We start from the raw sequence: 14386 nt of genomic DNA on the forward strand, positions 1-14386 counted from the left end.
TTGAAGCATTTTTGTGGAAATAAAGCGAAATATGGAAGACAAAAGATAAATGCATTCTGAAAAGCTACACAGCATGTTCGTCCCGCTAATTAATAATATCTTTATTATTGTATGAGATAGGTAATTTAGCATTTATGAATTTGTAATGTGTTACGCATAGCTCAAAGAAATAAGGTTTACTGGTTACACGCTGCAGCCAATGCCACAACACTAGGACCTATGTTTATCTGCATGTTAATTTGCGTTGTGATTTTATGGAGGTCTTCTGTTACCTATGCTAGTGAAAATTTGGAGATACAAAAGGCCTTCGATAGTGTTGTCAAGCATATAAAAGCTGATAAAAAATATAAAGATCTTGATGTTATTGAGAGAAAAAGTGACAAATTTAATATCAAAATTTCGCAGAATTCTGGCAAGAGTTTTGACATATACTCTACTTTAAAAAAAGCAAAAGATTCCTTTGAATCAGGAGATAATGAAGCAGCTATTTCTCTCCTTAATCAGATTATCGCAAAGTTTCCTTATCATAAAAATGCTTTAATTGGATTGGGAAATATTTATTACGCTAATAAAGAATACAAAAAAGCTGTAGAGATTTACACAAGACTGTTAAAAGAACACCCTAGTAACCCTTACATATTAAAAAATTTTCTGACGATAATCTCACAATATGATCCTGATCTGGCGTTGAGTGAAATGTTAAAATTGTATGATATACATAAAAATTATGCTCCTTTATTAGCAAATTTAGGTATGATCTATATGAAAAAGGAGGATTATGTAAAAGGTAAAGAGTATATGATAACTGCTATTTCCCTCGATGAAAACAATATTTTTTATACTTATAATTTAGCTGTTATTCTAGATAAACTTTCAGATTTTCAAAATGCTACAATATTCTACTTAAAATTGTTGAACATGGCTACAACTTCGAAAGATGTGAGTGAAAAAATACCTTTATACAAAGTGACAGCAAGACTAAAATTTATAAAACTTCACAGCACGCACTCAAAGATTTCATAAAAGCTTATAGCTCACCTAAATCTAATTTATCGTATCTGTTCAAGTGAGTGGCTAATGTGCAAATATTGAAGCAAAGTGTGTGAAACACAGCTGTACGAACATTTGTTTGCAAAGGTAATTTACACAACAAATGCATAACTGTACGAACATTGTGATTTTGGCCTATTAGGAGGGTGTCATCCCAGTGCTTGACACTGGGGGCTTTGTTGCATCGCTAGCTATGATGGATTAAAGATAAAAAAGGTGGAGAATATCAGTAGCTTATTATTCTGGTATTTACAACAAGAACGGTCAGTGAATACCTAAATTTGAGTAAAAGAAATTTCACTACCACTCACTAATCCGGCTAAAATTCAAGAATTTCAATGCTTTAGCTATTTTCAATAGAATTAAATTTATTAATATAAATAACAAATTACTATTCTTAAATTTGATCAGATTGATTGCAAAAAAACAAGATTTTCAATAAGTTGCTTATAATCCTAATTATAGTTAGCCTTTCATAAGTAGCGATGCAACAAAGCCCACTGGGATCCAGGAATTTTATTAAGTTGGCGAGCATAAAAATAGCTGTTTTATGTTAAAATACAACGTTTTAATGATTATGAAAAAGCTGGATTCCAGTGTCAAGCACTGGAATGACACCATTCTTTTTTCTGGATCCCAGTGTCGGCTACTTGGACGACACCATTTATTGTAAGGACTTACCTCACATTTACTCTATGATTATCTTTTTAGATCACCTTGTCTACCTATTTTGCCACTCTGCTGAACGGATACAATTTATTGCTATTTTTGTTTACAATAATAATATTGAGCTATAGAATTAAATCTAAAGGGGCAATTAGCTCAGCTGGTAGAGCATCTCGTTTACACCGAGGAGGTCGGCAGTTCAAGTCTGTCATTGCCCATTTGCTTAACTGAATGTTAGTATTATTAATTACTTCAATTAAAGTATAAAAAATGCAGGATAATATAGTACCAATCTCAATAGTAAAAGAGCTGGAAGATTCTTATCTCTCCTACGCAATGAGCGTTATCATAAGCCGGGCTATACCTGACGTGCGGGATGGATTTAAACCTGTTCACAGGCGCATATTATATGCAATGTCAAGAGCTGGATTCGATGCCGGTAAGCCATATAAAAAAGCGGCTCGTATAGTTGGGGACGTAATGGGGAAATATCACCCACATGGTGATGCAGCTATTTACGATTCCTTGGTCAGGATGGCTCAAGATTTTTCTCTTCTTTTACCACTTATTGATGGGCAAGGTAACTTTGGTTCGATAGATGGAGATCCACCAGCTTCAATGCGATACACAGAAGCAAGACTTCAAAAAGTGTCGCACTTTTTACTGAATGATATTGATGAAGATACAGTTAATTTTAGGCCAAACTACGATGGAAATGAAACAGAACCAGTTGTGCTGCCTGCAGAGTTTCCGAATCTATTGGTAAACGGTGCAAGTGGTGTTGCAGTTGGTATGGCAACCAATATTCCTTCTCACAACCTTGGAGAAATAATAGATGCTTGTATGTTATATGTAGATAATCCTGAAGTTACTTTGGATGAGTTACTTGAAGTGATGCCAGGGCCGGATTTTCCAACTGGGGGAACAATTCTTGGAAGGTCTGGAATAAGATCAGCATTTGCAACTGGTCGTGGATCAATTGTTGTGCAAGGCAAGACTCATATAGAAGATCTGCCACAAGATAGGCAAGCAATAGTGATTGATGAAATACCTTACCAGGTAAATAAAGTAAAATTAATTGAGAAGATAGGTGAGCTTGTAAAAGAAAAAAGAATTGATGGTATAACAGAAATTAGGGATGAGTCCGATAAGTCTGGTATTAGAGTAGTAATTGACCTCAGAAGAAATGCTGAAGCAAGTTTTATACTTAATCAAGTATTGGGGCTAACTCCACTAAGAAGTAGTTTTAGTGTTAACACTTTAGTGCTCAATAACAACAGGCCTGCTTTGATGTCGTTAAAAGAAATCATAGCTGCTTTTGTTGACTTTAGAAAAGAAGTGTTAATCAGGAGAACAGAATTTCGTCTAAGAAAAACGAGAGAAAAAGCTCATATATATATAGGGCTCTACATTGCGGTCCTCAGCATAGATGAAGTGATAAAAATCATCCGCGGTGCAAAAGATCCTGCGGAAGCAAGTAGAGAACTTTTAAATAAAGAATGGAAAACTTCGAATGAAATCAACACTATTATCGAGTTGATTTCAGATAGCTCAAGCTTTTTGAAAGATGGAGTGTATAGATTAACTGAGCTACAGATTAAGGCTATCCTTGATATGAAACTGCAGCGTTTAACAGGCCTTGAAAAAGACAAATTAGAAGCTGAGCTAAGTTCAATGATCAACCTGATAAAAGAATATATCGCTTTTCTTGGCTCAGGAGAGAAGTTGATGAAAGAAATAAAAAACAATCTACAAGAAATAAAGAACAGATTTGCTGTGCCGCGAAAAACTTCAATAGAGGAGTCAGACGCGGACATTGAAGCTGAAGATCTAATTCCACAAGAGGATATGGTGATAACCGTAACTATGAATGGTTATATCAAGCGTGTGAAACTTTCTCACTACAGAACTCAGCGTCGTGGTGGAAAAGGAAAGCTAGGACAGGGATTAAAAGAAGAAGATGTAATTACAGAATTATTTGTGACAAATACTCACACTAGCCTCTTATTCTTTTCTAATATTGGCCGAGTCTATAGATTAAAGGTTTATAAGTTGCCTCTTGCAGAACCAACTGCACGTGGAAGAGCGCTTGTTAACATATTTCCGCTTAGCGATAGTGAAACTATAACTAATATCATGCCATTGCCAAGTGAAAATGACGAAAATCAAAACATAGTTTTTGCTACTGCCTATGGAAACATAAGGCGTAACTCTTTAGCGGACTTTCACTATATTCCAAGCAATGGAAAAATAGCAATAAAGCTCGATGGAGGAGACAAATTAGTATCGGTTAAGGTATGTAATGAAATTGACCATGTTTTACTTTCAACAACGCTTGGAAAAAGTATCAGATTTGTTGTAAGTGATGTGCGTCAATTTAAGAGTCGCAATTCAGATGGCGTAAGAGGTATCAAACTTGTAAAGAATGACAGCGTGATATCCATGACCATATTAAATGGGATAGGTGTAGCAACAGAAACAAAAGAACTTTACTTAAAAGTTCCACTTGCAAAAAGACTGGGGACTGCAATTAATAACTCCATTGATTCTAAATTGGAAAAGACTTTGAATGATTTAGGAATAGATAACGAATTATTCTTAAAACTTGCAGTGAATGAGGAGTTTATATTAACTATTACTGAAAATGGCTTTGGTAAAAGAACTTCTGCGTATGAGTATAGAGTAACTAACAGGGGTGGTGTTGGTATCACCAATATTCTTACTACTAGCAGAAACGGTAATGTTGTTGCTAGTTTTCCAGTTGAGCAGGGTGATAATATAATGCTTATTACAGATAAAGGAAAGTTAATTCGCATTTCGGTCAATGAGATTAGAATTGCAGGACGCAGCACTCAAGGAGTCACTCTGTTTAAAACAGAAAGTAGAGAAAAAGTGGTGTCAGTAGCGAAAATTGAAGATCCTGATTCCACTGAAGATAGTATTTTTGAAGTTGAAAACTCTATCGCTTCTTAACCGTAGTATAGGTTAAACAAAAAGCGCAAGTTTTTGTTGATTAATACGCAGTATTTAAATTAAAATATATACTTATGGCTAAGTAAAGATCAATGGACAAAAAATTAACTAAAAATAAAAAACCACTGGCAGACAAAGAGGATAAAAAAACACCTCCTGTTAAAGATCTTACTAAAAATAAGAGTAGGAGAGATTTTATAACATTAACTACATGCGCTATGGCAGGTATAGGAGCTGCAAGTGGACTTTGGCCACTGGTTAAATCTATGAATCCTTCTGCTGAAGTTCTAGCAACTTCCACAGTGGAGGTGAATTTGTCTGGAATTCAGGAAGGACACGGAGTAAAAGTAAAGTGGCAAGGTAAACCAGTATTCATTCGTAGACGCACAAAGCAAGAAATTGAGGCTGCAAGAGCTGTGAATGTGAAGAGCTTGAGGGATCCTCAATTAGATGAGCAGAGAGTATACGAAGGAAAAGACGAATGGTTAATTATGCTTGGAATATGTACACATCTTGGGTGTGTACCGGTTGACCACGCTACAAGAGATGGTAATGGTTGGTTCTGTCCTTGCCACGGTTCATATTATGATACATCAGGTCGAGTAATTGGGGGTCCTGCACCGAAAAATATGGCTGTACCTGATTATTTTTTTCCCAGTGAGAATGTTGTGGTAATTGGCAAGAAGGCTTAACGGAACTCGTTAAAAAAAACTCACAGGATCAACATCTATTATCACTGCAATACTCGAATTCAAGTTACAATTTTTAATCCAATATTTCAGCTTTTTTTGTATAGATAAACTGTGTTTATTGTGTATTTTTAATAATACCCTATACCGATACTTATTATTTAAAAAATTTATCGCTGCTGGTGATGGGCCAAGAATTTCAAATTCCTTTTTGTCTACACCTACATTTTTTTCCTGGATACAAGTAGTTAAGCTACTTGGATGACAAAGAAGAGATTTTACTATTTCATTCGCTGCTTTTTGTGTTGCAATCTGATTCTTACCACAGATTATAAGCGCTATTAATCTGCTAAATGGTGGCATTTTGGCTTCGCGTCTTGACTTAAGTTCGATTTCATAAAATGAGTCTCTTTTTTGATGCAGCAATGCTTTTATTATTGAACTTTCAGGATTATTGGTTTGCACTATTACCATTCCTTTTTCATTAAACCTTCCTGATCTGCCTGCAACTTGGTGCAATAATTGATACGTCTTTTCCGCTGCTCTCAAATCAGAATTTTCGAGACTCAAATCTGCATTCATTACTCCAACCAAAGTTAATTTGGGAAAATTGTGCCCTTTAGCAATTATTTGTGTGCCGATTATAATGTTCACCTCTTCTTTCAATATCAAGTCAATTACGTTACTAACCGACTTCTGATCGCTGCTTATCATCGCAGTTTTTGCGTTTGGTATTAATTTCACCATTTCTTCAAGCAACCTTTCAATTCCTATGCCGTAGAGGGACAATGGCTGTTCACTTTGGCAATTAGAGCATTTCTCTGGAAGTTTTAATTGATAAGAGCAATGATGGCACAAAAGAGCATTTTTTTTCTTGTGATATGTAAGCCAAACAGCACAATTTAAGCAGGAAATTTTATATCCACACTTTTTACAAATTGCCAGTTGTGCATACCCTCTGCGGTTTAGAAAAAGCATAACCTGCTGTTTTTTCTCTATGGTTTGTTTGATGCTTTCAAAAAGCTCAGAGGAGATCCATTGCTTGTTGTTCCTCATATCTACTACTTTAATGAGTGGCAATTCTGCACCACCAAATCGTTTAGTTAGCTTTACATGATTGTAATTCCCGTTTTTAACATGATGAATCGTTTCAAGCAGTGGAGTAGCTGATGATAAAATAATCGGAATATTTTCAAATTTGGCTAAGATTATCGCCATATCTCGAGCATTATATATAATTCCCTGTTCTTGTTTAAAAGATGAGTCGTGCTCTTCATCAACGATAATCAATTTTAGGTTTTTATAAGGCAAAAAAAGCGCTGACCGTGCACCAATAATTATCTGCGCATTTCCATTCGCTATGCTGAGCCAATTATTCCGGCGAGTTTTTGGAGTGAGCTCTGAGTGCCATTCAACTAAGTTTTTTGATATCTGACCATGAATACGGTTTACCAATTGTGAAGTTAAAACAATTTCAGGCAAGAGGATTAGCACTTGCGCATTACCTTCTCCTGATGTCATTTCAACATATTCTGGTGTCATACTAGTACGTGGCAAAGACGGTATGCTAAATGTTACAGTGGGTTTTGCCTTGAGTATAAAGGTGTCATTCCAGTGCTTGACACTGGAATCCAGGAATTTTGATTGTAAATTAGGTATTGGTTTTAAGTTAAAATAAACATTTGTAATGAGGTTATATGAAAAACTGGATCCCAGTGTCAGGCTACTCGGATAACACCCTCTTGGTAGACCCAAATCACAATGTTCGTACAGTTGTGTCTCTGGGCACTGGGATGGTAAAGTCTGAGCAGCATTTGGAACGGCAGTGTAATTCTTAATCAATTGTGCAATCACAGAGAGATAAACTTCGGTTTTTCCAGACCCGGTCTCACCGTCAAGCAAAGTCACTGAATATTCGTTCAAATTGCTGATTATTTTATCACTAGCTACCTGCTGTTCAGGACTCAATTTGCAGCTTATTTCACTTGTTTCCTGCTTTTGTTCAACACAAACCAATTTATCTATGTGATTTACTTTTAACACTCCTCCCATTATCACTTTGGCAAGCATACCAATAGGTATTAAGTTGTATTGCGCAACCCACTCTGCAAATGCAATCAATTTTGGTCTAATATTTGGTAAATCGATTTTTTGCTCAATAAATTTTAATTCTCGGTTACTTTTATCACTGTATTTCCAAACTATTCCGATTAAGCGTTTTTTGCCAAATGGCACTACTACGTAATCTCCAAGTAAAATCTCAGTACTTTCCTCAATTGCATATGAAAATAACTGATCAATTGGAAGTGGTAGTAATACGTCAACTGTTTTTGCCATAGTGATTGAGTTTAACATTGTTTTAAAGAGCTTGTAACTTTATTAAGCTTGGCAATATAGATGAATCGGTACAGAGAAAATCTTAATGTTTAACACATTTTTCATAGTACAGACCGTATGATTGATAAATAAAATGATTTATAGAATTTGTGGAGGCTACCAATGGTCAACGACAAGATTACTTTGAACTTTGAAATAGAAAAAGGCGAACCTATAGATCGATACTACTTTTCTGCACATATAAAGCTTACAGATGAAAGCAAAAATCTTTTGCGGGAGAAGCTTGGCAGTACAATTCAATTCGATAATCTAGATGATCACTTCAATCTTAACCATGAGAATTTTTATATCTACTACAACAAATATAGTGAGCACAATGGTAGAAGTGAGCTACACGTTAGGGATGATAACGGTAAATATTTAACCTCCAATCTTCCACTTAATTACTATGGATTCTCAATGGAACTATCACCTGACGGAGCGTCAATTGCAGATTATGGTTTTTATCCTCTGTATGCAATCTATAACCCAAATCACTATGATAAAGCAAAGGAAAAAGTATTTGATGATCACGGTGAATTGTCACCAATTGCATCAAATGTGTTAGATAATTTTTTAAGCAACACAAATAGCTTAACCACACAAGATATATTACAAAATGTATTCTCACAACTGCAGAAGAAAGCTGATGAAGAAGCAGAAAGATTGGCAAGAGAAAGAGAAGCAGAAAGACAAAGGGAGGAAGAGTTAAATGAAAAGAACGAGGAGTTAAAAGAACTTGTAGAAAAGGATGAGATTAAAATATTCAAAGTGGTAAAAGGTAATGATTTAGGTAATGGGCATTCAGCAGTAGTTTTACAACTTGATGGGGAAGAAGGTGACAAGATACCTCTCGACTCTAGTAAATACTACATAGCAGAGTATAGACACCACCCAGAATGGGAAGGCGATGAATATTTAAATTTTGTTAGCCCTGATAGTGATATGCTGGTTAATTATGAAAACTTATTTTTTGTGCTCAATCAAAGCTCCTACTCAGACTTTGAAAGTGGGTTTTATTCAGAAAACAGAACCGATCCCCATAATTATGCTAAATATTCAAAGGAACCATATTTGAGTGGTGACCAGCTATCTGAAAAATTATCTAATGAATTGGAGGAAGATAGCAATCAGATAGGTACTGAATTTACAATTGATGATGAGCAAGTAGACGAAGAAGTTGTGGTAGAGAGTGAAGCCAAGTCTGGGGAGAAAGGAACGGTTGGTGAGGATAACGCAAAAAATACTATACAGGAAGAAGAATCTAACTATATAGATCAAATGCAAGCGGATGATAGCAGCAGTTATAAACCAGCTTTGCAAAGCAATCGTGATGATTATGCTGATACGAAAAAAGCTCTGCAGAAAAAATTGCATGGAGATGAAATACACAAGCAAAGTAATGAGAAAGCTCAAAAAGATATAGAAGTAAAAAAAGTAACTGTGGAAACTGACAGTAGCAGTAATAAGACTGAAAAACAAACAAAACCAACAGAAGATGAACAAGAAACTGTTATGGCAAGTGTGATAGAAAATATGGATAAAAATTCTGATATTGAAGCAGAAACTTCTAACAGTGTTGCAAATTCACAACATCCCTTAAAAATAAAGACAGGAAGTCCTCTTGAAGTGGGAAAGTATAAGGTGGAGCTGCAAGTGACATATGATGATGTAAAGAATTTTTATGATACCGTACGTGGTAAATATCATGCTGGCGATGGATATAACTACGAACAAGTAATGGTTTTATATAATGAAATTGTTAGGCCCGCTCACAATCATCATTACGAGCTGTTTACTCTTGATGAAGCACATGTTGCTAATGATCACCTGTTTATCAAGGGTCAGGATTTTGGAACTCTAAATGATTTTAATGAGATGTTCTATAAAAGTGATGAGTTAATGTGATGTAAAAAGCAAGATTCAATCTGGTGAACGAGAGTTAACTGACAGAGGAGATTGACACGTATGCCTTTATCTTTAAGATTGTTTATCAAGTATAGACATCAGCTCGCCCCATTCTCTTTTACCAATATTACTTTCTTCTCTAGTAACGTTTTCCCCTTTAATTAATTTGCGAATTATTTCTAGACCAGTTCTTGAAATACAGGCTGATTCTAGGCAATATTCAACAAAGGCATTGTAGGCCAGTGGAACCCATTTTTTTATTATATCCAGCATAACTTCTGCATAAACTCTGATTTCATATTGGGCATGCTTATCAGCTCTAAGCTTCAAAAAATGAAGGAGATTATGCAGATCTATTTTCCAATAAAATTGCGTGTAGTAATTAAGCATTAGGTTAGTTCTGGCAATTTCTCTTGCAAGCCCCTGCTCAATAAATTTTTCATAATGAGAATATACTAAATTAGAGTCATTTGTTAGAGAATCTATTATTTCCTTTGAGGTATCTGGATCAAAAGCTTCCCCGCTACCTTGTTTATTATTGTCAGATTGTTTTGCAACTTGTTCTGGTTTAGGTGTATAAAATTCATTATCAAGTATTGAATACCTTGCTGAATATTCATTCACATTTGCAGTTCTATGCCTTATCCATTGCCTTGCAACAAAAATTGGAAGTTTCACGTGAAACTTAATTTCACACATTTCAAATGGAGTTGTATGATGATGTCTCATTAAATACTTTATAAGTGCTTCATCCTGACTTATCTGTTTTGTTCCCTTACCATAAGAAACACGAGCAGCTTGAACTATAGCGCTATCAGAGCCCATATAATCCACTACTCGAATAAATCCATGGTCTAATACCTTATGTTCTTCATATAAGATTGCATCTATTTTTTTTACTATAGTTCTTTTGGTTGCTTCATTCATAAAATATCCTCAAGACGAAATGGAGATATCAGCTCCACATGAATTGAGTTTTTCATGCATTGCTTCATATCCTCTCCATAAATGATGTGAATTGTTTATTATAGTTTCTCCACCGGCTACCAAAGAAGCAAGCACCAAAGCTGCTGTTGATCTTAAGTCAGTAGCATATAGATTAGCTCCAGATAAGCTTTTTATTCCACTTATAGTAGCTTTGCTTTTCTCGATGCTGATATTAGCACCTAACTTTCTCAATTCATCTGCATGTGTAAATCTGTTTTCAAAAATGTTCTCTTCAATTACTGATATCCCATCAGCGATGCACATTGCAGACATCAGTTGTGGTTGCATATCACTGGGAAAATTGGGGTATGGATCTGTCGCAACGTTAGCAGACTTAATAGAGCCATTTTTTCTGGAAATAACAATGCCTCCATCATACAGTTCAACCATAGCTCCTATAGTCTCCAACTCATTTGTAATACACCTTATATCAGATAGATTTATTCCTTCCAACTCCAACTTACCACCGGTTATTATAGCAGCTAGTGCATAGGTGCCTGCTTCTATGCGATCTGGTATTATTTTATGAACACATCCATTTAGTGCTTCAACTCCTGTTATTATGACCTTTGTATTATCAATTTCAATATCAGCACCCATTTTCTTCAGAAAATCTATTAAATCAAGAACTTCCGGCTCAGTTGCAGCATTGTTTATTGTTGTCACTCCTTCTGCAAATGTTGCTGCCATTATTACATTTTCTGTTGCGCCAACACTTATTTTCTCAAATGTGATTTCTTTTCCTTGTAGCTTTCCTTTCACTGTTGCAATTATATTATAGCCGTCAATTTCAATTTTAGCTCCCATTTCTTCTAATGCTTTAATATGCATATCAACGGGACGCTTTCCAATGTTGCATCCACCAGGAAATGCTGTTCTCGCTTTGCCAAATCTGCTAAGCATTGGACCCAATATTAGAAAAGAAGTTCTTAGCTTACTTGCGGTTTTATATGGCATCACGTGATTGTTGATATTGCTGCAGTCAATTTTCAAAGTATGGTTCGCTTTATAATTTTTATTGTGCATAAAGTTTACTTCTGCTCCAAGACTTTCAAGCAACTTAGACATTAGATGCACATCAATTAAATCAGGTACATTATGCAAAATTACCGGGGAGCTACTTAATAGACTTGCTGCCATTATTGGTAAAACAGCATTTTTTGAGCCATTAATCTTGATTTTTCCGACCAAAGGTTTGTAGTTATTTCTTATTAATATCTTGTGCATTTAATTAGATATAAAGTATAATTCATTAGTTTATTGAAGTCTTACTAAGTATAATAGATTGACCGTAAAAGGCAAAATTTGCTTTTTCTTCCTCATCATCCCAGTGTCATGCTACCTGCATGACACCTGATGCGAATTGCCCCCGAAATTTTATACTATGAATTACTCAAATGACGCTCTCGAGCTTTATCAAACCAAATAACACCAATTGCAACAATGAAATAACCAGCTGCTCCTAATGTAAGGCGAATTACTGCATCGAAAGTTGACAGAGGAGGAGACGGCATTAGAATGCTCAAAACACTATACACAAGATTATTTGTTGCATGAGCAATAGTTACTGGCCAAATCGAGTTGTCTTTTTCAAACAACCAGGTAAACATTATAGACATTGCACAAATATAAAGGGTATAAGCACAAATAGTCGGGAATGTAAAGCCATCCTTCCACAAAGCTGAGCCAGCAACCACATAAGTTGGTATGTGCCATACTGACCAAATAATACCGACAATAATTGCTCTGATATAAAAATTTGATATTTTGCTTTTAAGATTTTTCAAAAGATAGCCACGCCAACCGATCTCTTCACCAAGAGACATAATGATCCACATCACAAAGGTTGATAATAAAACAAATAACATCACTAATGGACTCAAAACTGCACTCAAATCCTTTACACGGTCTAACGTAAAAGACTCTCGGAAAAATGAAAAACCGCAGTAAATTGACAAAAGACCATTGGAAATTAGCATACTTACCAGAATAAGTATAAACCCTAATAGACAGTTTTTTGGCGAACTAAGTTTAAAAAGATCCCTTACCTTCTGTTTATTATAAATGGTTAGCAAAATTGCAACTGAAGCCGGAACAAATGTTGTTAATAATGTTATGTCTTTGAAAGGTAAGCACCAAGCTATAATGCACGTCAAAAAATATGTAATTACAACAAATAATGTACAATTAATAGTGGTTAAATTCATTCATACGCCTATCAATTCCTTTTCTGCATTATTGATCTTTATTCATAAATTGTCAATAAAATACTTCTTCAGGGATGAATAGAATATTTTTTCTTTTTGAATTGCTATTGATAGTTTAATTTTTATATGTATTCCCTTTCACAACCGTTTGTCATCCCAGTGTCACGTGCTGGGATGACAGTAGGAGAGCTGCTTGCATGACAAGAGGAGGGTACTGGAATGACAAGAGGAAGACACTGGGGTGACATCAACTAAACTTGTCCAAATATGAGCGATGCATTAGTGCCACCAAAACCAAACGAATTAGAAAGTGCATATTGAATTTTATGCTCCTGAGCTTTAAACGGTACAAAATTTAAATCACATCCTTCTGAAGGCTTGTGTAAATTTAAGGTTGGCGGAATAATTCCATTATTTAACGCAAGAATACTGAATATTGCTTCAATGCTCCCTGCAGCACCAAGTAAATGTCCTATAGAAGATTTAGTTGAAGAAACAGGTATTTTATAAACGTAGTCACCGAATAACTGTTTCATTGCTATTACTTCAATTTTATCTCCAAGTGGCGTTGAAGTTCCATGTGCATTGATATACCCTACTTGATTGGGATTAATTTGTGCGCTCTTTAAAGCAAGCTGCATTGCCTTAAATGCGCCTCTTCCTTCTGGATGTGGTGCTGTAATGTGGTGCGCATCTCCTGTGAGTCCGTACCCAACCAGTTCAGCATGTATTTTTGCCCCCCTTTTTTTTGCATGTTCGTATTCTTCCAACACCAATATACCTGCTCCTTCACCCATAACAAAACCATCGCGTTCTGCATCCCATGGTCTTGAAGCTTCTTTGGGTTTATCATTGAATTTAGTTGATAACGCCTTCATAGATGCAAAACCTGCAATTCCAACTCTACACAGTGCACTTTCTGCTCCACCTGCAATCATAACATCCGCTTCACCAAGTTTTATAGTTCTTGCTGAGTTTATGATTGCATGCGCACCTGTTGCACATGCGGTTACTGCTGAATCGTTTGGACCTGTAAATTCGTATTTAATAGAAATATGGCCAGATATCAAATTTATTAGACTTGCAGGGACAAAAAATGGACTGACACGTCTGGGCCCTTTTTCCTGCATGGTAATTACATTTTCCTGAATTGACGGAAGACCACCTATACCAGAGCCAATAGTTACACCAACACGTTCCCGATTGATATTTTGGCTTTCCAAAATTAATGAATCATCTACTGCCTGAATAGCTGCTGCAATACCGTAATGAATAAAACGATCTGTCCTTTTTGAGTCTTTCTCAGAAATATAATCTAGTGGATTGAAATGGTGCTCAATGTTGTCTGATTGCAACGGCACCTGCCCTGCAATTTTGCAAGCAAGATCAGAAGAGTCAAATCTATCCGTATTGATTGCTTTTATGCCAGACTCACTTTTTATTAGCCTTGACCAAGTGTTGTCAACATCTGCCGCTAGTGGAGTGATTAAACCAACACCAGTGACTACTACTCTTCTGCTCATTTAACAC

General features: G+C 35.7%; 9 protein-coding genes and 1 tRNA gene. 5 read left to right on the forward strand and 5 right to left on the reverse strand.

Features of this window, described 5'->3' with window-relative positions; all coding sequences use genetic code 11:
* Positions 1-147: 147 nt before the first annotated feature.
* The 4 genes from AAGD74_RS00435 (at position 148) to petA (ending at position 5381) form a co-directional block, all read left to right on the forward strand.
* Positions 148-1023 carry a tetratricopeptide repeat protein gene (locus AAGD74_RS00435; protein WP_265029909.1) on the forward strand — a complete coding sequence of 292 codons (876 nt, stop codon included), beginning with the start codon at positions 148-150 and terminating at the stop codon, positions 1021-1023.
* Between the two features lie 838 nt (positions 1024-1861).
* A tRNA-Val gene (locus AAGD74_RS00440) sits at positions 1862-1934 on the forward strand.
* A gap of 52 nt (positions 1935-1986) precedes the next feature.
* Positions 1987-4689, forward strand: a complete 2703-nt coding sequence (gyrA, locus tag AAGD74_RS00445; RefSeq protein ID WP_338482608.1) for a DNA topoisomerase (ATP-hydrolyzing) subunit A — start codon at positions 1987-1989, stop codon at positions 4687-4689.
* 92 nt (positions 4690-4781) lie between these two features.
* The gene (petA, locus tag AAGD74_RS00450; RefSeq protein ID WP_010963095.1) at positions 4782-5381 is read left to right on the forward strand and encodes a ubiquinol-cytochrome c reductase iron-sulfur subunit; all 600 of its coding nucleotides are present in this window, start codon (positions 4782-4784) and stop codon (positions 5379-5381) included.
* Between the two features lie 9 nt (positions 5382-5390).
* On the opposite strand, the gene priA is transcribed toward petA, so the two are convergent.
* Positions 5391-7733: a primosomal protein N' gene (gene priA / locus AAGD74_RS00455; protein ID WP_265040694.1), complete on the reverse strand. Its 2343-nt coding sequence runs from the start codon at positions 7731-7733 to the stop codon at positions 5391-5393.
* 144 nt (positions 7734-7877) lie between these two features.
* Here priA and AAGD74_RS00460 point away from each other — a divergent pair, with 144 nt between their 5' ends.
* On the forward strand, positions 7878-9662 hold the full coding sequence (locus AAGD74_RS00460) for a hypothetical protein (protein ID WP_077188420.1): 1785 nt from the start codon (positions 7878-7880) through the stop codon (positions 9660-9662).
* Between the two features lie 72 nt (positions 9663-9734).
* On the opposite strand, the gene thyX is transcribed toward AAGD74_RS00460, so the two are convergent.
* From thyX to fabF, 4 genes are all read right to left on the reverse strand, one after another.
* A complete protein-coding gene (gene thyX / locus AAGD74_RS00465) occupies positions 9735-10589 on the reverse strand; it encodes an FAD-dependent thymidylate synthase (RefSeq protein WP_341810656.1) in 855 nt (284 codons plus the stop codon).
* A gap of 9 nt (positions 10590-10598) precedes the next feature.
* A complete protein-coding gene (murA, locus tag AAGD74_RS00470; RefSeq protein WP_006279833.1) occupies positions 10599-11876 on the reverse strand; it encodes a UDP-N-acetylglucosamine 1-carboxyvinyltransferase in 1278 nt (425 codons plus the stop codon).
* 155 nt (positions 11877-12031) lie between these two features.
* On the reverse strand, positions 12032-12475 hold the full coding sequence (locus tag AAGD74_RS00475; protein ID WP_231115834.1) for a CPBP family intramembrane glutamic endopeptidase: 444 nt from the start codon (positions 12473-12475) through the stop codon (positions 12032-12034).
* Positions 12476-13107: 632 nt separating this feature from the next.
* On the reverse strand, positions 13108-14379 hold the full coding sequence (gene fabF / locus AAGD74_RS00480; protein ID WP_338482607.1) for a beta-ketoacyl-ACP synthase II: 1272 nt from the start codon (positions 14377-14379) through the stop codon (positions 13108-13110).
* Between the last annotated feature and the right edge of the window lie 7 nt (positions 14380-14386).

The sequence above is a fragment of the Wolbachia endosymbiont (group A) of Campoletis raptor genome (assembly GCF_964026755.1).
GTDB lineage: Bacteria > Pseudomonadota > Alphaproteobacteria > Rickettsiales > Anaplasmataceae > Wolbachia > Wolbachia pipientis.